Below are 21,153 nucleotides of genomic sequence, written 5' to 3'. Positions count from 1 at the left end.
GTGCCGGGCGCCCCTGCCGTGGTGCGACGTGACGTCAGCTCGGGTTGGTGTCGATGACCGCCACCCGGTCGGTCTTGCTCTTCAGGGCCTGGCGCATGGCGCCGTACACGTCCTGGGGCGTGACGGGCGTCTTGTCACCGTTGGCGCGGGTGATGAGCACGCCGTCGAAAGTCTGGCCGTAGAGCTCCTTGAGGGCGTTCAGGTCGGGCTTGTCGACCAGTTTGCCGTCGACGGCCGTGACCCTGAGGAACTTCCACAGCGACTTCTCGGGGCTCAGCGGGACGGAGTGGGCCGCGTCCGTCTGCACGGTCACGCGGGCCGACATCGCCGGCTCGGCGTACTCCTTCATCATCCGGTCGACCTCGGCCTTGGAGACCGTGGGCTGCTTGGTGGTCGTCGGCACGCTCACCGCGGTGGCGGTACCCGTCTCCACCTGGGCGCGGTACGCGCTCTGCACGGCCTCGGTCGACTTGGCGACGTCTATCCCCTGCCCGGCCTTGCCGTACACGGGGACGGCCCTGCCGGACTCGAACCTGATCGTGCCCTCGGTCGCCGACCCGGCGCCACCGGCGGCGCCCTCCAGAGCGGCGTGCAGCTTCTCCTCGTCGACGGGCATGACCGGTTCGACGACCCGCTTCTGGCCGAAGAGCGAGCCGATCACCGACACCGGGTTGTAGTCGCTCGTCGCCGCGTCGCTGGCGGTGGCCTGCGTGTCGAGCTGGAGACCCGCCTGGTCGGGCTTGAGGGAGACGGTGTCGCCGCCCACGGTGAGCTTGAGCGGCTTGGCCGCGCGGGCGCCGAGGGCCTTGTCCAGCTTCTCGACCGCGTCGTCGCGGGTGCCGCCGCCGATGTCGACGCCGAGCACGGTGGTGCCCTTGGGCACGTCGGAGCGGTTCATGAGCAGACCGGCGCCGTAGGCGACACCGGCGACGACGACCAGGCCGCCGACGAGCAGCGGGAGCTTCCTGCGCCCCTTCTTCCTGGCGGGCTCGGCGGAGCCGGCCGGGGGCGTGGAGACCGGCTCGGGCAGCTTGGGCGGCGTGTGCGGCAGCGGTCCGTCGCCGGGCGCGGCCCGGAACGGATCGGAGCGCTCGCCCGGTACGACGGGGATGCCGCTGGTGACGGTGTTGCCGGAGACGTTGTCCGGGTTGCCGGTGCCGGGGCTCGCCGGGCGCTGCGGGGTGAGGATCGCGGTGTCGTCGCTGAGGCCGCCGCCGGGGCCGGGACGGCTCGCGTCGGGGCCCGGGCCGGGTCCTCCGGCGCCCGTCGGTCCGCCGGGGCCGCGCAGGCCGTTCGGTGCGGACGCGCTCTGTCCGGCCGGCGCTCCGGGCCCACCGGACAGGCCGAGGCCGCCGAGGTCTCCGACCGGGGGCGGCGTCAGCCGGCTGTCGCCGGTGGCCGGGCCGCTGGTCGGGCCCGCCGGGCCCTGGGGGCCGACGCCGTACGGGGACTGCCCGTTCAGGCCGTTGTGCTGGCCGCCGGGGGCGCCGGGGCCCTGGTCGGTGCGGCCCTGGCCCGTGAAGTCCGGCTGGTCGAAGCCCGGCCGGTCGGCGTGGCCCGGCGTACCGCCGGTGCCGGGGCCCGGCCGGGCGCCGTTGCCGTTGCTGCTGCCGTTGCCGTTGCTGCCCAGCGGGCCGGCCGCCAGCGCCTCGGTCACGTCGAAGGAGCCGGTGCCGCCACCGTGGCCGGGCGCCACGGGTCCCCCGGTCGCACCGGAGCGGGCGGCGCCGCCCGCGGATCCGGGCCGGGGACCGCCGGGTGCGTTCATGGAGCCGACCACGCCACCGGGACGGCCACTCCCGCCGCCCGGTCGCGCACCGGCGCCGGGAGCGCCCGCGCCCGCGGGAGCCGCGCCCTGGCCCGCGGCGGGCGCCGCGGAACCGCCCGGCAGACCGGCGCCGTTGGTGGAACCGCCGCCCTGAGTGCCCTTGCCCTGACCCGACTTGCGGGGCGCGAACCAGTCGCTGGTCGGCTTCTCCTCGGCGGGCTGGGCCGGCTCCGCGGGAGCCTCGGGAGGGCTCGCGGGTGCGGCGGCGCTCGGCGCCGGGGCGGGCCGCTCGCCCGTCGTCGTCGCCTCCGCGCTCCCGGCGGCCTCCTCGCCGTCCGTGACGGGCTTGCGCACGACGACCGGCGGGATGGGCCGCGACCCGGGGATGTTGATCCGGATCCGGGTCGTCAGCGTCGTCTCGGTCTTGCGCTCCTCCGGTCGCGTGGCCGAACGGCCCGCGTCCGCACCGGCGTCGGAAGCCGCGGGTGTCCCGTAGGGCGGGGTGCCCGAGGGGTAGGCGGCTCCGCCGCGCCCGTGGGGCCCGGAGGACGAACTGTCAGTTTCACGACTCAAGGCAGGTTCTCCCGATTGGCTCCGCCGCCCGTCACGCCTTCAGCGGGCGGCTCGGCGGCGCGCACCACCATACTGGCCACTTCTCACGCGTATCCCGTGACCGCCGGGGAAACCCACACGGGACTCGCACGCCCGCGGCACGGTGAAGCGGTACGTCACTTGCGAAGTCGGACTCGGTCGCCGTCCGGTTGCCGCACCGGCGCGAGGGTGGCACAGATCACAGCGATGGCGATCCCGCCGAGCAGGAAGAGGTAGGAGCCGATGCCGGCGGCGAAGAGGAAGTCGCCCTCCGGACGGCTGGTGGTGAGCAGCACCGCGGCAAGCGCCCAGCCCAGGGCGGGCGCGGCGGCCCCCGCCCGGCGCCCCACGGCACGGCCCGCGCCGAGACAGAGTCCCGCCTCGGCGGCCAGGGCGAGCAGCAGCCCGCCCGGGAACCAGGCCGGCTGCACCAGCGCGCCCGCCACCGCGAGCACGGCACCGAGCACGAAGAGGCCCACGTACAGGAGGGCCCGTCCCACCGAGGGCGGGCGCAGCGGCTGGGCGAGTGCGGAGCCCGTGGGCTCGTTGCGGCTGCTCACGAGGTCACCCCGCTCCCGGGGGCCGTGGTGATCCCGGCGAACAGGTCGCTCTCGCGCCCGTCCGCGCCGACGTCGCCGCGCTCGCCGCGCACCAGTTCGTAGTACTCGGTGGTGAGGAGGGGCTGGGCCAGGTCGTTGGAGAGGGCGAAGTACGGTTCGGCGACCGTGATCTGGGTGGCGTGCGCGCGCATCGCGGCGGCCTTGGCGGCGGCGTACGGCGTGCCCTCGCCGTGGATGCCGGTGGTGATCACCGCGTCGTCGACGACGCCCGGCACGTCCTGCACGCCGGCCGCCTTCTCGAACGGCAGGCCGGGCAGCTCGTCCCGGAGCCGGGCGAAGGCGGCCTCCGCATGGGAGCGCGGTACGCGGTTCCAGTAGACCTTGGCGACGGGGCACCCCGCCTCGGCCGCCAGTTCCACCGCGCGCATGGCGATGCGGTGGGCCTGGATGTGGTCGGGGTGGCCGTAGCCGCCGTCGGGGTCGTAGGTGACGAGCACCTGGGGGCGCACCTCGCGGACGACGTCGACGAGCAGGGCCGCGGCGGCGTCGACGTCCGCCTGCCACAGGCAGCCGGGGTCGCCGTTGTCGGACAGCCCCATCATCCCGGAGTCGGCGAAGCGTCCCGGCCCGCCGAGCAGCCGGAAGTCGTCGACGCCGAGCGCGCGCATCGCGTCCGCCAGCTCGCCCCTGCGGTGCCCGCCCAGAGCGGCCCCGGACAGGTGGGCGAGTCCGGGCGGAATGACCTCGCCCCGCTCGCCGAGGGTGCAGGTCACCAGCGTCACGTGCGCGCCCTCGGCCGCGTACCGGGCCATGGTGACGCCGTTGTTGATCGACTCGTCGTCCGGGTGCGCGTGCACCAGCAGCAGACGCCGGCCGGGGAGTTCCGTCATGGGCTCCACCCTATGAGGCCGCGGGGCCGGTCACGTCACACGGGCGACCGTCCGTGGACCGGCCCGGCGGGGCGGGCCCGGGAGCAGCCGTTCACAGCCGACGCACAAGCTGCGCCGAGCGGGCTCATGGGCGGCGTTGCCAGGCTGGGCGGCGGGTCGGCACCGGCGCCCGCTCCCGGGGCCCGGTGCGGCCCCGTGGACCTGTCACCTCCGGACGGAAGGCGCTCGATGCGCGAGCCGAAAGCCCACCAGACCCCCGACGGCCCCGCCTACCAGGGGCGGCCACTGCCCCGGCCCGACGAGGAGGTCGTCGACCAGGGGCTGAGGTTCGACCTCGGCACACTCGTCTCCCGCAGGCGGGCCCTGTCCCTCCTCGGCGGGGTCGGCGGCATGGCGGCGCTCGCCGCGTGCGGCTCGGGTTCCGCCGGCGGCGCCTCGGACAGGGCCTCCGCCTCCTCGTCCGCCTCCTCGTCCTCGTCCGGTCCGGCCGAGATCCCCGACGAGACCAACGGTCCCTACCCGGCCGACGGCACCAACGGGGTCCAGGTCCTGGACCGGGACGGCATCGTCCGCCAGGACATCCGCTCCAGCTTCGGCGACTCGACGACGACCGCCCCGGGCATCCCCCTCACCTTCGAGTTCACCCTGCTGGACCTCGCCGACGGCGGCGGGCCACTGGCCGGAGCGGCCGTCTACGCCTGGCAGTGCGACCGGGACGGCAACTACTCCCTCTACTCCAGCGGGATCGAGGACGAGAACTACCTGCGCGGCGTCCAGGTCGCCGACGACGACGGCCGGGTGCGGTTCGTCAGCGTCTTCCCCGCCTGCTACCCGGGCCGCTGGCCCCACGTCCACTTCGAGGTCTACCCCGGCCTCGACTCCGTCACCGACTACGACAAGCGGCTGTCCACGTCCCAGATGGCGCTGCCGGGGAGCGTCTGCGAAACCGTCTTCGCCACCGACGGGTACGAGTCCTCCGTCGCCAACCTCGCCGAGCTGACCCTCAAGACCGACAACGTCTTCGGCGACGACGGCGGCGTCCACCAGCTCGCGGCCGTGAGCGGATCGGTGAAGGCCGGCTACACGGCGAAGCTGACCGTCCCGATCGACACCCGCACCGAGCCCACCGGCGGCAACGCTCCCGGCGGTGGCGGCGAGGGCGCCCCGTCCGGCGGGGCCCCGACCGGCGCACCGCCCGGGGGTGCCCCGTCCGGCCCGCCGCCGAGCGGGGCCCCCTCGGGAGCACCGGGCGGTCCGCAGCCGTCGGCGTCGTCCGGCTGACCTTCGCCGCCACCACCCCGCGGCCGCTGCGGAGCCGGGCCGGCGCCCGGCGTCAGAACTTGATGCTTCCGATCATCCCCGCGATGTTGGTCGTCAGCTCGCTGATCGTGGGGGCGATCGTCGACGAGGCCAGGTAGAAGCCGAGGAGCATGCAGACCACCGCATGCCCCGCCTTCAGGCCCGATTTCCTGACCAGCAGGAAGACGATGATCGCCAGCAGCACAACCGCCGAAATCGAGAGTGCCACGGCGGCTCACCTCCAATAGGCCCAGGGACATGGGGGTCGGTCGCAGACAAAGCTCGGGGCAGATAAATCCACGCAGCGGGCACCTGGTTGATACCCACTATGCGCTAGTGATCATAACTATCCGTGCGCGCGCATCTCTCGGCGCACGGCCGCACAAGGGGGCGCATGGCCAATATGGTCAGGGCATGACGACCGAGTCCGACTCCTTCCCCAAACGGCACGCCCGCACCCAGCGGTTCACGCTCGGCGCGCCGCGTTCGTTCACCGTGGCACCCGACGGTTCCCGGGTCGCCTTCCTGCGCTCCGGCACGGGTACCGACCGGGCCAACTCGCTGTGGGTCCTCGACGTAGAGACGGGCGGGGAGCGCGTGGCCGCCGACCCCCGCGCCCTCTTGGGCGGCGCCCTGGAACGCCTGTCGCCCGAGGAACGGGCCCGGCGTGAGCGCAGCCGCGAGGGCGGCGCCGGGATCGTCGGCTACGCCACCGACGCGGCGGTCGAGTTGGCCGCCTTCGCGTTGTCGAGGCGGCTCTTCGCGGCCGAGCTGCGCGCCGGCACCGCACGCGAACTGCCCACCGCCGGGCCGGTGATCGACCCCCGCCCCTCGCCCGACGGCCGGCACGTCGCCTATGTCGCCCGGGGCGCCCTGCGCGTCGTGGGCGCCGAGGGGGAGGGCGACCGGGCGCTGGCCGAGGCGGACGGGGAGGGCGTCACGTACGGGCTCGCCGAGTTCGTCGCGGCCGAGGAGATGTCCCGCAGCCGCGGCTTCTGGTGGAGCCCGGAGTCGGACCGGCTGCTGGTGGCACGCGTGGACGACACGCCGGTGCAGCGCTGGTGGATCTCCGACCCGGCCCACCCCGGACGTGATCCACAACACGTTCCGTATCCGGCGGCCGGCACCCCGAACGCGGACGTACGGCTGTTCGTCGTCGGTCTCGACGGAGGGCGCACGGAGGTCTTCTGGGACCGGGCGCGGTACCCGTACCTGGCGCGAGTGCACTGGTCAGCGGCAGGTGCGCCGCTGCTCCTCGTACAGGCGCGCGACCAGCGCAGCCAGCTCTACCTGGCGGTGGACACCGAGTCCGGGACGACCCGCATGGTCCACGCCGACGAAGATCCAACTTGGCTTGAACTCTTCCCCGGTGTGCCCTGCTGGAGCCCCTCGGGACAGCTCGTGCGGATCGCCGACGAGGGGGGCGCGCGGGTCCTGGCGGTCGGTGAACGCCCGCTGACCGGAGCCCAGTTGCATCTGCGGGCGGTACTGGACGTCGGCGCCGACGACGTGCTGGTCTCCGCCTCGGCGGGCGAGGAGGCGGCCGAGCCGGAGATCGGCGAGGTGCACGTGTACCGGGTGAACGAACTCGGCGTGGAGCGCCTGTCGCAGGAGCCCGGCGTGCACTCGGCGGTGCGCGCGGGGGGCGTGACCGTGCTCGTCTCCGCCACCCTCGACCGGCCGGGGGCCCGGGTCCGGGTGCTGCGGGACGGGAAGCCGGCGGCGACCGTCGGGTCGTATGCGGAAGACCCCGGTTTGTCCCCGCGCGTGACGCTCACCCAGGGGGGCGCACGACGCATCCCGTGCGCCGTGCTTATGCCAACGGACTACCACGGTGACACCCCCCTCCCCGTGCTCCTCGACCCCTACGGTGGCCCGCACGGCCAGCGCGTCGTGGCCGCGCACAACGCCCACCTCACCTCCCAGTGGTTCGCCGACCAGGGGTTCGCGGTCGTCGTCGCCGACGGGCGGGGCACTCCCGGGCGCTCCCCCGCCTGGGAGAAGTCCATCAAGGACGACGTCGCCGCCGTCGTGCTCCAGGACCAGGTGGACGCCCTGCAGGCCCTGGCGGCCGACTTCCCGCTGGACCTGAACCGGGTCGCCGTGCGGGGGTGGAGCTTCGGCGGTTACCTGGCCGCCCTCGCGGCGCTGCGCCGGCCGGACGTCTTCCACGCCGCCGTGGTCGGCGCCCCCGTCACCGACCTGCGGCTCTACGACACCCACTACCAGGAGCGCTACCTCGGCGACCCCGGCGAGCAGCCCGACGTCTACCGCCGCAACTCGGTGATCGACGACGCCGGACTGGTCGACGCCGCCGAGCCGCACCGGCCCATGATGGTCGTCCACGGTCTCGCGGACGACAACGTGGTGGTCGCCCACTCGCTGCGCCTGTCCTCGGCCCTGCTGGCGGCCGGCCGTCCGCACGAGGTGCTGCCGCTGTCCGGCGTCACGCACATGACCCCGCAGGAGTCCGTCGCCGAGAACCTGCTGCTGCTCCAGGTGGACTTCCTCAAGCGGTCGTTGCCCGGACCGGCGTAGCACCCGGCCACGCCGCCCCTGCCCCCGCCCGGCCGCGCCGCCCCTGCCCCCCGCCCGGTCACGCGCCCCCGCCGTCCTCCCGGTGCGCGCCGTGCGGCCCCCGCGCACTCCGCGGACCGTGCGAGCCGCGTGAACCGGGGGGCGCGGGCGGCGCGGGCGGCCCGGCGTCCTCCGGCGGCACCACCCGCATCTCCTCCGCGAAGTGGCAGGCCGAGTCGTGGGCCGCGGGTCCGGAGACCGAGCGGAACTCGGCGGGGACGGCCAGGGCAGGCACCTCCAGCGCGCACCGCTCCCGTGCCTTCCAGCAGCGGGTGCGGAAGCGGCACCCGGAGGGGATGTTGGTCGGGGACGGCACGTCACCGGCCAGGATGATCCGCTCGCGGTGCTCCCGGGCCTCCGGGTCGGGAACCGGCACGGCGGACAGCAGCGCCTGGGTGTAGGGGTGCGTGGGGTGGTCGTAGATCTCCGCGTCGCGGCCGGTCTCCACGATGCGGCCCAGGTACATCACGCCGACCCGGTCCGAGATGTGCCGGACGATCGACAGGTCGTGGGCGATGAAGATGTAGGAGAGGTCGAACTCGCTCTGGAGGCGGCCCATCAGGTTGATCACCTGGGCCTGCACGGAGACGTCGAGGGCCGAGACCGGCTCGTCGGCGACGATGATCTCCGGGCGCAGCGCCAGCCCCCGCGCGATGCCGATGCGCTGGCGCTGGCCGCCGGAGAACTGGTGCGGGTAGCGGTTGATGTACTCCGGGTTCAGGCCGACCACGTCCAGCAGGTCCCGGACCCGCCCCCGCCGGTCGCCCTTCGGGGCCGCCTCCGGGTGGATGTCGTACGCCTCCCCGATGATGTCGCCCACCGTCATGCGGGGGTTGAGGGAGGTGTAGGGGTCCTGGAAGACCATCTGGATGTTCCGCCGTACGGTCTTCAGCGCGCGGCCCGACAGGCGGGTGATGTCCTCGCCCTTGTAGCGGATCTCGCCGGCCGTCGGCCGCTCCAGGTTGACCAGCATCTTGGCGACCGTGGACTTGCCGCAGCCGGACTCGCCGACGATGCCGAGGGTTTCGCCGCGGGCCAGGTCGAAGTCCACGCCGTCGACGGCCTTGACCGCGCCGACCTGCTTCTTGAAGAGGATGCCGGAGGTCAGCGGGTAGTGCTTGACCAGCCCCCGGACCTCCAGGATCGGCTCAGCCATGCAGGCACTCCCTCCAGAAGTGGCAGGCGCTGCCCCGCTCGGCGTCGGACTCCGTGACCTCGTACAGCGGCGGCACGTCGGTGCGGCAGACGTCCTGAGCCATCGGGCAGCGGGGGTGGAAGGCGCAACCGGGCGGGATGCGGGTGAGGTTGGGCGGCAGGCCCTTGATGGCGTAGAGCTCCTGGCCCTTCTGGTCGAGGCGGGGGATGGAGTCCAGCAGTCCGCGGGTGTAGGGGTGGGCCGGGGCCTTGTAGATGTCGTGGACGGGCGCCGTCTCCACGATCCGCCCCGCGTACATGACGGCGATCTTGTCGGCGACGTCGGCGACCACGCCGAGGTCGTGGGTGATGAGGATCAGGCCCATGTTCAGCTCGCGCTGGAGTTCCGCGAGCAGGTCCATGACCTGGGCCTGGACGGTGACGTCGAGGGCGGTGGTCGGTTCGTCGGCGATGATCAGCTTGGGTTCCAGGGCCATCGCCATCGCGATCATGATGCGCTGGCGCATGCCGCCGGAGAACTGGTGCGGGTACTGCTTCACCCGCTCCCGGGCGGCCGGGATGCGCACACGGTCCATCAGCTCGACGGCCTTGGCCTGGGCGTCCTTGCGGGACATGCCGCGGTGCACGGTGAACATCTCGGCGAGCTGGGCGCCGACGGTCAGGACGGGGTTGAGCGACGACAGCGCGTCCTGGAAGATCATCGCCATCTCGGCGCCGCGGACCTTCCGGCGTTCCTCCTCCTTCAGTTTCAGCAGGTCCCGGCCCTCGAAGAGGATCTCCCCCGAGGTGATCCGGCCCGGCGGGACGTCGAGGATGCCCATCACCGTCTGGGCGGTGACGGACTTGCCGGAGCCGGACTCGCCGAGGACGGCGAGGGTCTCGCCGGCGTCCACGCCGTAGCTGACGCCGTTGACGGCCTTGGCGACACCGTCCCGGGTGTGGAACTCCACGTGCAGGTCGCGCACTTCGAGCAGCATGCGGTCGCTCACCTCAGCTTCGGGTCGAGGGCGTCGCGCACCGCGTCGCCGAGCATGATGAACGCGAGGACGGTGAGGGCGAGGGCTCCGGAGGGCCAGAGCAGGGCGTGCGGGGCGTTGCGTACGTAGGGGGCGGCGGAGGAGATGTCGATGCCCCAGGAGACGCTGGGCGGCTTGAGGCCGACGCCGAGGAAGGACAGGGTCGCCTCCAGGGAGATGTAGGTGCCGAGCGCGATGGTCGCCACGACGATGACGGGGGCGATGGCGTTGGGGGCGATGTGCCGCAGCAGGAGGCGGGAGTTGGAGGCGCCCAGCGCCCGTGCCGCCTGGACGTAGTCGTTCTGCTTGGCGGTGATGACGGAGCCGCGGGCGATGCGGGAGATCTGCGGCCAGCCGAGCAGGACGATGAAGCCGATGACGGGCCAGATGGTGTTGCTGGTGATGACGGAGAGCAGGACGAGTCCGCCCAGGACGACCGGGATCGCGAAGAAGATGTCGGTGATCCGGGACAGGACCGCGTCCCCGCCGCCGCCGAAGAACCCGGCGAGGCCGCCGAGGACGCTGCCGAGGACGGCGACGCCGAGCGTGGCGAGGATGCCGACCGCGACCGAGGTGCGCGCGCCGTAGACGGTACGGGTGTAGACGTCGCAGCCCTGGCCGTTGAAGCCGAAGGGGTGACCGGGCTGGGAGCCCTCCTGGGCCTTGGCCAGGTCGCACTTGAGGGGGTTGCCGGAGGCGATCAGGGAGGGCCAGAGGGAGATGACGACCAGGAAGAGGATCACCAGGGCCGAGATGATGAAGACCGGGTTGCGGCGCAGGTCGTGCCAGGCGTCGGACCACAGGCTGCGCGGTTTCTCGCGCGGGTCCGCCCCGTCCGGTCCCGGCGGCTGCTCCAGCGTGACCGCCTCGCTGGTGCCGAGGTCCATCGTGCCGCCCATGCCGGTGCCGGCGATGGCGCGTTCGGGTTCGTAGGGCTCCTGCTCAGGCATAGCGGATCCTCGGGTCGAGTACGGCGTACAGGAGGTCGACGACGAGGTTGGCGAGGAGGAAGACGAGGACCAGGATGGTGACGAAGCCGACGACGGTCTGGGTGTTCTGGCGCAGGATGCCCTGGTAGAGCTGGTAGCCGACGCCGTGGATGTTGAAGATCCGCTCGGTGACGATGGCGCCGCCCATCAGGGCGCCGATGTCGGTGCCGATGAAGGTGACGACGGGGATGAGTGAGTTGCGCAGCAGGTGCCGGGTGATGACCCGGTGCCGGGGCAGGCCCTTGGCGATGGCGGTGCGGACGTAGTCGGAGCGCCGGTTCTCCGCGATGGAGGTGCGGGTCAGCCGGGTGACGTACGCCAGCGACACCGAGGCGAGGACCAGTCCGGGGACGATCAGCTCGCCGAAGCGCGCCTCGGAGGAGACGGCGGGGTCGATCCAGCCCCACTTGACGCCGAGCAGCAGTTGCAGCAGCAGGCCGGTGACGAAGGTGGGGACGGAGATGACGACGAGGGTCAGGAGCAGCACCCCGGTGTCGACCGGGCGGCCGCGGCGCAGCCCGGTGACGACGCCGAGGACGATCCCCACGACGATCTCGAAGATGATCGCCACGATGGTCAGCCGGATGGTGACCGGGAACGCCGTGCCCATCAGTTCGGTGACCGGCTGGCCGTTGAAGGCGGTGCCGAAGTCGCCGGTGAAGACGTTGCCCATGTAGGTGGCGTACTGCCGCCACACGGGCTGGTCGAGGCCGAACTCGTGCCGCAGTTGCGCCGCCGTCGCGGGGTCGCACTCGCGGTCGCCGCACAGTCCCGCGATGGGGTCGCCCATCACGTTGACCATCAGGAAGATCAGCAGCGTGGCCCCGATGAAGACCGGGATCATCTGGAGCAGCCGCCGGACGACGTAGCGTCCCATGGAGCCCGCCCCCTCAGCCGACCTTGATCTCGTTGTACACCGGGACGCTGAACGGGTTGAGCTTCACGTGGGAGAGCCGGTCGGAGTAGCCGGCGCTGCCGTTCTGGTACCAGAGCGGGATGGCGGCCATGTTGTCGCGGACGACCTCCTCGGCCTGCTGGAAGGTCTTGACGGCCTGGCTGGTGTCGGACTGTCCGTTGGCCTTGTCGACGAGCCCGTCGAACTGCTTGTTGGACCACTTGCCGTCGTTGGAGGAGGCGTTGGTGTAGTAGAGCGGCTGGAGGAAGTTCTGGATGAGGGGGTAGTCCATCTGCCAGCCGGCGCGGAAGGGGCCGCTCATCTTCTTGCCGGTGATCTGGTTGCGGAAGTCGGCGAAGGTGCCGACCGGGTTGCCGGCGCAGGCGCGGTCGTTGCCCAGGGCGTTGTTGATGGAGTTGCAGACCGCGTCGACCCACTGTTTGTGGGAGCCGGTGTCGGCGTTGTACGTGATCTTGACCTGGCCGCCGGGCAGCCCGCCGCCCTCCTTGACCAGCTTCTTGGCCTCGTCGGGGTTGTAGTCGCAGGCACTGCCGCACAGACCCGGCTTGTAGCCGCCGTCCTTGCCGAGGACCGGCGAGGTCCAGTCGGTGGCCGGGGTGCGGGTCTGCTGGAAGATCGTGTCGGTGATCTGCTTGCGGTCGATGGCCATGGACAGGCCCGTGCGGACCTTCTCGGAGCCGGGCTTGTTCCAGTCGTTGTCGTAGAACGGGAAGGCCAGGGTCTGGATGATGCCGGCGGGGGTGTTGATGTACCGGTCGCCGAGGTCGTTCTTGACGTTCTTGAGCTGGGAGGCGGGGACGTCGTCGACGAGGTCGAGGTTGCCCGCGATCAGGTCGGTGTAGGCGGTGTTGTTGTCCGTGTAGACCTTGAGGTCCACACCGCCGTTCTGCGCCTTGTCCGGTCCGGGGTAGCCGTCCCACTTGCGCAGGGACATCTGGGAGCCGCGGGTGTAGTTGTCGACCTCGTACGGGCCGTTGCCGACCGGCTTCTTCAGCCAGCCGGCGTGGTCGTCGAAGAACGCCTTGGGCAGCGGTGCGAAGGCGTTGTAGCCGAGGGTGTCGGGGAAGCTGGAGAACTTCTGGTTGAGCTTGATGGTGAAGGTGCGCGGGCCGGTCACCTTCAGCCCGGAGAGCGTGTCGGAGCTCTGCGAGCCGCTGTCCGGGTGCACCTTGTCGTAGCCGTCGATGTACGCGAAGAAGTAGGCGTTGCGCTGGTTGTTCTTCAGGCTGGCGCCGTAGTTCCAGGCGTCCACGAAGGACTGGGCCGTCACCTTCTCGCCGTTGCTGAAGGTCCAGCCGTCCTTGACGGTGACGGTGAAGTTCTGCGAGTCGGAGGTGTCGATCTTCTCGGCGAGCATGTTCTTGGCCTCGCCGGTCTCCGGGTCGTACTTCTTCAGCCCCCGGAAGATCATGTCGAGGACCTTGCCGCCCTGCACCTCGTTGGTGTTGGCCGGCTCCAGCGGGTTCTGCGGGTCTCCCCAGGAGGAGCTGAGTACTCCGCCGCTCCCCCCGCTGCCGCCGTCCCCGCCCCCACCGCCGCAGCCCGTCGCCGCGAGGACCACCGCCGCCGCGCAAGCGGCCCATGTGGCGTGCGTGACTCCGCGCATGGAGTGCCTCCTCGTGCCCTGCCTCGTCCGCTGGTCCGTTCCGGTCCAGCGTCAGCGGGTCCACTCGGTGGCGCACACCCGTCCGGTCCATACGGGTTGCGGGTGTCCTCCGGACGGGTGCGCGAGGTACATGAGCAGTGGCAGGCCGTCGGACAGCCCTCACGGAGCTGTGGCTCGGCTTTCCGCGGTACACGGTCCGCTTCAGCAACGGCCGGACAACAGCGTGCGGAAACGGATCTCGACCGTGGCGCTTCCTGGTGGGAAAGACAGCAGAAATAGATCAGACAGGCCCGAGATCTTAACTGGCTGCGCAGGAAGGCGGATTCAATCGAACGAACGCCTTCACTTGCGGACCCGACGGTTACGAGAGGGGTTTTTACCGTGCGAGGACTTCTGGAGAAGCTGGCCGGGGCTGTTCTGCCCCAGACCAGTGCGGCAGCGGCCTGTGCGCCCGACCCGTGCTACAAGTGCCAGGGCGCCTTCCGCATCAGGTGCCAGTACTCGCCCACCTGTTCCTACTACTGCGACCCGGCCGTGCCGTACCCCAACTGCGCGCTCGGCGTGGTGGGCGGGAAGCGCTGCGGCGGAATCTAGCCGGACACCCGTGAGCTGTCTCTGCCCAACCGAGGCACTCTCACAGGTCGAGTCATCGGAAAGGGGCCGCGGAAGGATATCTCCTCGGCCCCTCTTCATTTCATGAACCAGCTGGAAACGGAGCAGACCGTGAACATGGACGAGCAAACCTACGACGAGCAGGTCATCGACACCAAGGAAGGCGAAGAGCAGGTGATCGAAATACGCCTTCTCGACGCGATCGAAACCATCGACAGCAAGGCTGTGGCGCGCTAGAGGGTTTCGGGAAGTTACAGGATGGGAGCCGGCCGGATGAAGCCTCCGATGCGTCTGCCTCGGGTCAAGCCCGAGCACACACCGCACCGATTCGACGACGGATCGATACATATCGGCGGTGGCGTATACGGCGTGGCGGCTCAGATCCGGGACCCGCGGGGATGGGCGTGGGAAGCTCTCACGCAGATGAACGGATCCACCCCCATCGAGGCCATAAGGGATTCGCTCTCCTCCAAATATCCTGACCTCGGGCCCACGGGAGCGGACACTGTAATTTCCCTTCTGTGCGAATCAGGGTACGTCGAGGATGCAGCGGGGCGTTCCGGGGACGGACATGCCTTCCGTCGAAGATCACCGCACGAGATGAAGCGTTACATGCGGAACCTCGCGTACTTCCGTCACATAGATCTGCGACCAGGAGCTCACGAGGCGACAGCTCAGTGTGCCCTCATGGATTCCCGCATCGCGGTTCTGGGCGTGGGCGGCGTCGGTTGCCATGCTGCATGGGCACTGGCCGCCGCCGGCGTCGGGAATCTGCACCTGATCGATCCCGACACGGTCGAGGAGTCGAACCTCACTCGCCAGGTCCTGTTCGACGAACGAGACCTGGGCACCCCCAAAGCGAAAACGGCAGCGCGACGCCTGGCGCACGTCAATTCCGCCGGCACTTTCACTTACTCTCCCGAGCGGGTGGACTCACCCGAAAAAATCAGAGAAGTCGTCGGCGACTGTGACATCTTGGCGTTGTGTGCCGACGAGCCGAAGAATGATGCCATCACCAGGATGGTCAACGCGACGTGCGCCGAGAGCGGCACCCGGTGGGTGTGCGCAGGTTACAGCGGCCCCCTGTCCACAGTGGGAGTGTTCGGTCCCGGGGGGCCCTGCTACGAGTGTCTCGGTGCGGGTGAGTCCGCGAAACTCAAGGACGAGTGGCACCCTCCCCTGGGGAACAGCGGCGTCATGTCCCCCTCCGCGGCCCTCGCGGGAGCCCTCCTCGCCAACGAGATCATCGGCATCGTCACCGGGACCACGCGGCAGGCCCCAGGGTTCGTGCGAGGCGTGAACCTGATAGCGCCCGACCATCTTGTCTACGTCCGCCATCCTTCTCGCCCCGACTGCACGGTGTGCGGCTCGTGACCACTGGCGCGGATGCAAGACGGGTGCGTTTCCATCCGCTTGAATTCCGCCGGGAAGGGGATGAGTGGATCGTTGGGGTCCAGGCGGTTCGACGTGTCATATGCCTGCCCGAGGCCGGCGCGGACGCACTGCGCCTCCTTCAGTCGGGCAGGACTGTCGAAGAAACCAGGCACGAGCTTTTCAGGGCCACCGGAAAGCGTCTCGACATCTCGGACTTCGTCACCCGAATGGTAGACATCGGATTCGTCTCGGAAATCTCGGACGTAGAAATACCGACTGCCAGCCGACTGCCTGCTTCCCTACCCTGGGTCAAACCGCACCATGTGCAGTTCGTACTCAACCCGGCTCTGCAATTCCTGGCGCTTCTCACACCTTTCTTCGGCTTTTTGGCGATATTCCTGTCGGGCGGCGACGTGCCCTCCGCCCCTGATCTCCTGTGGTCCCCTTATGGAACCCTGAACATCGCCCTACAGATTCTCGTCTCGTCCGTTCTGATATCTCTGCACGAACTCTCCCATTTGGCTACCGCCCGGGCATTCGACGTGCCAGGAAGGGTATATCTGGGAACACGGCTACAATTCCTTGTCGTACAGACAGAAGTCACTGGAATATGGCTCCGCGGAAGACGGGAACGACTGACTGTATATCTGGCGGGCATGGCTTCGGACGGCATGATCTACGGGCTCTGCCTGATCGGTATCGGGGTGGGGTTCGAACCTTCGGTCCCGGTGTTCCGAATAGCCGCGGTCCTGCTGATGCTGTCGATCTTCAATCAACTGCTTGTATTCATGCGGACTGATCTGTACTTCGTCATACAGGATCTGTCCCGATGCCGGAACCTGTACTTCGACTCGACGAAGTACCTCACCCATCTGGCGCGAAAGCATGTACTTCGGCACAAAAACCTCGTCGACCCGAGCAGATCACTGGGGACCACTGAGCGCAGATCTGTCAGGATCTATGCGATTGTCTGCGCGATCGGTTCCGTCCTGTGCATTTCGGCAGGTGCCCACGTCCTGCTTTCCGTAAGCGTACCGCTGTTTTTCCGGGCAGCGGAGGGGGCTGTGGGCGGAAATCCTCTCGTCATGATGGACAGTATGGCGACTATCGCCGTACTGGCGTGCATGCAGTCGTTGTGGGGATTCCTGTGGTGGAGGCGGCACGGACCCACTCTACGGCGTATGAGCCGCTTCCTTCGCACCTGCGGCCACTGAACCACTTTCATCCTGACGTGCCTCCGGGCCGCCCTCGGCCGGGGCACGCCGCACGCGACGGGCACACGGGCACCTCCGGCCGTGGACGCACCACCAAGGTGGCGGTCGGGCGCTCACTACACTGTCAGGATGCGCCCCCCGGTTCTACGGGCCCGTCTCCTGGGGCCCTTCGAGTTCGTCATCGACGGCGAAGCCGTACCAATGGCTCGCCTTCAACGCGCGGTTTGCTCAGCGCTGATCTTCAACGCGAACCGTGCGGTGTCCCAAGCCCATCTGTCCCGGATGGTGTGGGGCGACCATCCGCCGGCGAGCGCCGCAGCCCGGCTACGCTCACTCGTCGCGGAGATCCGACAGGCGATAGGGCCGCATGCCACGGAAATACTGCGCACCGCGGACAGCGGATATCTTTTCAAGATACCGGATACGTCGGTGGACTACATCGAGTTCACCCGGATCGCCCGAGAGGGAATCGCCGCCTCCACCCAGGGGGAATGGGAGAAGGCACAGCACACACTCGACGCGGCGATCAAGCTGTGGCGGGGCGACCCCCTGCCGGACCTGCGGTCCCGTCCCGACCTCCACCAGTTGTACGAGCTCTACTCGTCGGCGGCGGAGACACAGATGGAAGCATGGATCTTCTGCGGTCAATCCGAGCTTGCCATCCCGGAGTTGACTCGCCTCACCACCGAATTTCCTCTGCGCGAGAAGCCTCATGCCCTCCTCATGAAGGCGCTGCACAACGTCGGGCGGACGGTGGACGGCCTGGAGGTCTTCCGTCTCCTGCGCCGACGTCTCGTGGAGGAACTGGGAATAGAACCGTCCAGCGAACTGTCCGCGTTGCACACTGCGTTGCTCTCCGGAAGCACAGAAGACGCCGATGCCCGCGCGCGCAAAGACGTTGTCCCACGTCAACTGCCGCACGTCACCCACCACTTCAGTGGACGCGCCGAGGAAGTCGGGGCGCTTCAGGCTGCGTTCAGGCAGGGCGAGCGCCTGATAGTGATATCGGGTGAAGCCGGAGCCGGGAAGACGACCCTGGCCATTGCCTGGGCCAGGAGCATCGCACACGAGTTCCCCGACGGTCAGATATTTCTCGACCTCCGCGGATTCGACCGCTCTGCTCCGATGGGAACCGATGAATCTCTCCCCATCCTCCTTCAGGCCCTCGGCTGTGAGCCGGACGAGATCCCGACGTCAGCGATCGCGCAATCTGCCCTCTTGCGCACGCTCTGTGCGGATCGCAAGCTCATCCTGCTCCTGGACAACGCCTCGAGCACGTCGCAGGTAAGGGATCTGCTGCCGGCCGGCGACGAGGTCCTGGTCCTGCTGACGAGCCGCGACCAGATGAACGGCCTGAGCGTCATGTTCGGTGCCCATCAGGTCCGATGCGGCACCATGCGGGATGCCGACTGCCATGCCTATCTTCGACGCGTCGTCGGAGAAGAGCGTGTGGCCGCCGAGCCGGAGGCGGTCGGCCGACTCATCTCGATGTGCGAGAGGCTCCCGCTTGCGGTAGCGATCGCCGCGTCCGCCATCAACCAGCGCCCCACCATGTCCGTGGCCCGCTACGTCAGCGATCTGGAGCGCCAGGGCCGCCTCGTCCAGCTGCGAGTGGCCGGCGACAACGACCTGGCGATCCGGCACGCCTTGGATCTGTCCTACAGGACACTCCAGTCGGAAAGCCAGGCCATTTTCCGAACCATCGGAGTGTTTCCGGGATCGAAAATCTCATTGGCCGCACTCGCGGCAGGAGCATGCGCGGACGAACGTGAAGTCGAGAAAGGACTCATGGAGGCGAGCCGTCTCCACTTGATACAGGAGTGCACCGACAGGGTTTACACCTGGCACGATCTGGTCCGCGAGTTCGCAACGGAACTGTGCGAGGAAGTCGATGGCGGTGAGCAGATCCTGGCAGCCTCGCACAGGGTTTTGGACCACTATCTTCACGGCTCCTGCAACGCCTCCGTGTCCTGTGGCTTCGGAGCCTCACGAGTCGATCTGCCCCCGGCGACGGCCGGGTCGGTACCGCCAGCCTTCGAGCACCGAGCAGAAGCAATCTCCTGGTTCGACAAGGAATGGCCACACATAGCCGCCGTCGTGAGCCACGCGGCACAGTCGGACAAGGAATACCCCACATGGCAGATCATTTCCTCGCTACACGATCTGCTACAGCTACGCCGCCCCATGACCGAGGTCATAAGGATAGCGAGCCTGGCCCGTGATTCCGCCCTCCGTAATGACGACGTCCTCGGCGCGGCATGCATGGGCCTGACGCTGGGTTCGGCTTACTGGCGGGCCACCGATCTGGAACGCTCGTTCGTCGAGTACTCCCAGGCCCGGGAGCTCGCGCGGAAGGTGGACTGGATGCAGGGCGAGGCGGTGGCGCTGCAGGGCATGGGAGTGGCCACGAAGCAGCAGGGGGATCCGCGGAAGGCGCTCCTCCACTACAAACAGGCAACCGCGCTGTTCATGGTCAACGGCCGCGTCTCCGACCAAGTGGCGGCACTGAACAACACTGCGTCCGCGCACCTGGCTCTCGGTGAACTCGACGAAGCCGAGACAGCCCTGTCCAAAGCGCTTCCACTCGCTCGCGAGAATCAGCATTTCCGCTCGATCATCCTGGTCAATCAGGGGCTGGTCCGCCAGAGGATGGGGCTTTTCGAGGAGGCGGAGAACGTTCTGTCGGAGGCTCTGGAAGTCGCCGATGTCGTGGACTCCGAATACGCTAGGGCGATAACCCTCGAAACACTCGGCCTGGTACACCTCGACGCCGGAGACACGTCCATGGCCGAGACATACTTCAGAGACGCTCTGAAGAAGGCAGAGGCCGTTCAGAACGAGAACTGCCAAGTCGCCTGTCTGCTCGGTCTCGCGGCGGCCGCCAGAACACGCGAACGTCTGGACGAGGCCGAGACGAACCTCGTGTCCGCCGGGAAGATAGTGGACCGTACCCGTGAGACCATCAGCCGGGCCACTCTCCTGCTGGAAAGGGCCGACTGGGAACTGGCGCGGGGCAACCCCGGTGCCACGCTTCAGCACATCCGAGAAGCCGGATTCCTCGTGGAACGAGGAGCCCCCTTCCTCTCCGCTCGGCTGCGGTTGTCGGAAGCCGAGGCCAGGTGCGCGATCGGGGACTTCGCCGGTGCGAGGTCGGCCGTGAGCGACGCGGCACGACTCACCGGCGCGTCCAAGGGCGGCATACTCGCCCGACGAATCTCACGTCTCATGGACAGCCTGCCCCGGGACGCCTGACCCCGGCGCGACGGGAGGCGCCGGTCATGCGGCCCTGGGGCAAGCCGGGGCGCCGTGCATCAGGTGATCGACTGGGCCGAGCAGGCCTCCGTCCGCCGGGTGGCCTCGCAGGCCGGCTCGGTCCCGCCGGCGGAGAGGGTCGGCAGGGTGGGCCGCCCAGGCGCCCCAACGAGGCGACAGGGGTCAGGGCCTCTGGCCACGCACGCCGGGGTCGGCGAAGCCCAAGGACAGCAGTTCCCGGAGTTCAGCCAGGTACAGCAGCCCGCCGCCGACGATGAAGGACGGTCCTGCCATCACCGCGTACTCCACCAGGTGCCCCTGCAGGGGGACGTGTGGCACCACCAGACCGGCGAGGCACAGGGCCAGCGCGATTCCGTTCCGGACCAGATGGATCCCCGAGACATCCGCACCCGAAGCACCGGTGCATCCACAGGAGATCGAACGGCCCGACCGCAGGACGTGCACAAGGTAGGCGGTGAAACCGGCCAGCACTCCGGCGGCGGCCACGAAGCCGAAACGCTCGGTCAGCACGAGCCCGAGAGCTGCCACCACCTCGGCCACCACGGTCGACCAGGCCAGGAACCGGGGAGAAAGCAGCGGCAGCCGGGCCGTCGTCCCGATGTGCCGTCTCAAGGCGTCCATGTCACGCAGCTTGGTGACGGACGAGCAGACGAACATGGCGGCCAGCGAGAGCTTGCAAAAGATGAGCAGGAAGCTCATTTCTCCTCCGAGATTTCTAAAGCCGGAACCACACGGAGCCAAGGACGCGATCGCTCCGGAACGGCCCCATCTGCCGGGAGTCGAAGCTCAGGTCGGCGTTGTCACCCAGCAGGAAGAGATGCCCCGGGGGAACTTCCACCGACTCGCCGCTAAGAGGGGAGCAGACGTCTCCCGGAACCCCCGCGACCCGCTTGATCAGCCACGAACGCCGGGTCACGTCGGCCCCCGGCGCTCCCAGTCCCGCAGCCGCGGACCGCCACGTCCGGTCCTCGATGCGCGGCATCTCGACGACCACTTCCCCACCGTTGGCCGGCACGCGCCCGCGCCGGACTATGACACGGTCCCCCGGCCGATAGGTCGGCAGCATGCTCAGCCCGGTCACGGTGACGACCACGAAGGTGCGGCGGAGCACCACCACAAGAACCACCGCGGCACAGACGGTCACGGCGGCGACGAGCGCGACGGTCGTCGCCACGGCTGGGAGGTCCTTCAGCACGGCTTGCCCTTCGGCTGCGAGGGGGAGCCACCGGAATGGCCGCTCCGGCCCAGCCTCTCCCCCTGTGCCGTCTTCGACCTTTCGGCGATCTGTCGCGGTCACGGCCCCCGTGTCCTCA

18 protein-coding genes are annotated in these 21,153 nt (G+C 69.4%); 7 read left to right on the top strand and 11 right to left on the bottom strand.

The genetic code is table 11. The features are described from left to right. Positions 1-34 precede the first annotated feature (34 nt). From Sdi02f_RS10135 to mshB, 3 genes are all read right to left on the bottom strand, one after another. A complete protein-coding gene (locus Sdi02f_RS10135; protein WP_108933119.1) occupies positions 35-2,341 on the bottom strand; it encodes a hypothetical protein in 2,307 nt (768 codons plus the stop codon). A gap of 155 nt (positions 2,342-2,496) precedes the next feature. Beyond that, positions 2,497-2,919 carry a DUF6113 family protein gene (locus Sdi02f_RS10130; RefSeq protein WP_108933118.1) on the bottom strand — a complete coding sequence of 141 codons (423 nt, stop codon included), beginning with the start codon at positions 2,917-2,919 and terminating at the stop codon, positions 2,497-2,499. Next, entirely contained in the window at positions 2,916-3,809 is an 894-nt protein-coding gene (gene mshB, locus Sdi02f_RS10125; RefSeq protein ID WP_108933117.1) for an N-acetyl-1-D-myo-inositol-2-amino-2-deoxy-alpha-D-glucopyranoside deacetylase, read from the bottom strand. Before mshB ends, Sdi02f_RS10130 begins: the two co-directional genes overlap by 4 nt. 228 nt (positions 3,810-4,037) lie before the next feature. Between mshB and Sdi02f_RS10120 the strand changes: the two genes are divergently transcribed. After that, entirely contained in the window at positions 4,038-5,090 is a 1,053-nt protein-coding gene (locus tag Sdi02f_RS10120; RefSeq protein WP_108933116.1) for an intradiol ring-cleavage dioxygenase, read from the top strand. Between the two features lie 52 nt (positions 5,091-5,142). On the opposite strand, the gene Sdi02f_RS10115 is transcribed toward Sdi02f_RS10120, so the two are convergent. Beyond that, complete coding sequence (locus Sdi02f_RS10115) at positions 5,143-5,337, bottom strand: hypothetical protein (protein ID WP_030400749.1); 195 nt, start codon at positions 5,335-5,337, stop codon at positions 5,143-5,145. Between the two features lie 185 nt (positions 5,338-5,522). On the opposite strand from Sdi02f_RS10115, the gene Sdi02f_RS10110 reads away from it, so the two are divergent. Next, positions 5,523-7,646: a S9 family peptidase gene (locus Sdi02f_RS10110; RefSeq protein ID WP_108933115.1), complete on the top strand. Its 2,124-nt coding sequence runs from the start codon at positions 5,523-5,525 to the stop codon at positions 7,644-7,646. 58 nt (positions 7,647-7,704) lie between these two features. Here the strand turns inward: Sdi02f_RS10110 and Sdi02f_RS10105 are convergent, their stop codons facing one another. Genes Sdi02f_RS10105 through Sdi02f_RS10085 form a run of 5 tightly spaced genes read right to left on the bottom strand, consistent with a single transcriptional unit; the run spans position 7,705 to position 13,367 of the window. Next, positions 7,705-8,841, bottom strand: a complete 1,137-nt coding sequence (locus Sdi02f_RS10105) for an ABC transporter ATP-binding protein (protein WP_053639196.1) — start codon at positions 8,839-8,841, stop codon at positions 7,705-7,707. After that, positions 8,834-9,817 (bottom strand): ABC transporter ATP-binding protein, encoded by a 984-nt coding sequence (locus Sdi02f_RS10100; protein WP_030400752.1) that lies wholly within the window; start codon positions 9,815-9,817, stop codon positions 8,834-8,836. The genes Sdi02f_RS10105 and Sdi02f_RS10100 overlap by 8 nt, the downstream gene beginning before the upstream one ends. Before the next feature lie 8 nt (positions 9,818-9,825). Then, entirely contained in the window at positions 9,826-10,806 is a 981-nt protein-coding gene (locus tag Sdi02f_RS10095; protein ID WP_030400753.1) for an ABC transporter permease, read from the bottom strand. After that, complete coding sequence (locus tag Sdi02f_RS10090; protein WP_030400754.1) at positions 10,799-11,722, bottom strand: ABC transporter permease; 924 nt, start codon at positions 11,720-11,722, stop codon at positions 10,799-10,801. The genes Sdi02f_RS10095 and Sdi02f_RS10090 overlap by 8 nt, the downstream gene beginning before the upstream one ends. Before the next feature lie 13 nt (positions 11,723-11,735). After that, the gene (locus Sdi02f_RS10085; protein ID WP_030400755.1) at positions 11,736-13,367 is read right to left on the bottom strand and encodes a peptide ABC transporter substrate-binding protein; all 1,632 of its coding nucleotides are present in this window, start codon (positions 13,365-13,367) and stop codon (positions 11,736-11,738) included. A 381-nt stretch (positions 13,368-13,748) separates the two neighbouring features. Between Sdi02f_RS10085 and Sdi02f_RS35595 the strand changes: the two genes are divergently transcribed. The 5 genes from Sdi02f_RS35595 (at position 13,749) to Sdi02f_RS10070 (ending at position 19,819) form a co-directional block, all read left to right on the top strand. After that, positions 13,749-13,961, top strand: a complete 213-nt coding sequence (locus tag Sdi02f_RS35595; RefSeq protein WP_158716712.1) for a hypothetical protein — start codon at positions 13,749-13,751, stop codon at positions 13,959-13,961. A gap of 102 nt (positions 13,962-14,063) precedes the next feature. Beyond that, on the top strand, positions 14,064-14,216 hold the full coding sequence (locus Sdi02f_RS35590; protein WP_159107643.1) for a hypothetical protein: 153 nt from the start codon (positions 14,064-14,066) through the stop codon (positions 14,214-14,216). A 21-nt stretch (positions 14,217-14,237) separates the two neighbouring features. Further along, entirely contained in the window at positions 14,238-15,353 is a 1,116-nt protein-coding gene (locus Sdi02f_RS36345; protein WP_324610087.1) for a HesA/MoeB/ThiF family protein, read from the top strand. Next, complete coding sequence (locus Sdi02f_RS35585) at positions 15,350-16,567, top strand: hypothetical protein (protein ID WP_159107642.1); 1,218 nt, start codon at positions 15,350-15,352, stop codon at positions 16,565-16,567. The genes Sdi02f_RS36345 and Sdi02f_RS35585 overlap by 4 nt, the downstream gene beginning before the upstream one ends. A 129-nt stretch (positions 16,568-16,696) precedes the next feature. After that, positions 16,697-19,819, top strand: a complete 3,123-nt coding sequence (locus Sdi02f_RS10070) for an AfsR/SARP family transcriptional regulator (protein WP_108933113.1) — start codon at positions 16,697-16,699, stop codon at positions 19,817-19,819. A 183-nt stretch (positions 19,820-20,002) separates the two neighbouring features. Here the strand turns inward: Sdi02f_RS10070 and Sdi02f_RS10065 are convergent, their stop codons facing one another. Together Sdi02f_RS10065 and Sdi02f_RS10060 are read right to left on the bottom strand one after the other, a co-directional pair. Further along, complete coding sequence (locus Sdi02f_RS10065) at positions 20,003-20,539, bottom strand: MauE/DoxX family redox-associated membrane protein (RefSeq protein ID WP_051783319.1); 537 nt, start codon at positions 20,537-20,539, stop codon at positions 20,003-20,005. 16 nt (positions 20,540-20,555) lie between these two features. Next, entirely contained in the window at positions 20,556-21,035 is a 480-nt protein-coding gene (locus tag Sdi02f_RS10060; RefSeq protein WP_158716714.1) for a S26 family signal peptidase, read from the bottom strand. Positions 21,036-21,153 lie beyond the last annotated feature (118 nt).

The sequence above is a fragment of the Streptomyces ardesiacus genome (assembly GCF_003112575.1).
Lineage (GTDB): Bacteria > Actinomycetota > Actinomycetes > Streptomycetales > Streptomycetaceae > Streptomyces > Streptomyces ardesiacus.
The sequence above is the reverse complement of the archived record's forward strand: the minus strand, read 5'-3'. Positions and strand labels throughout refer to the sequence as shown.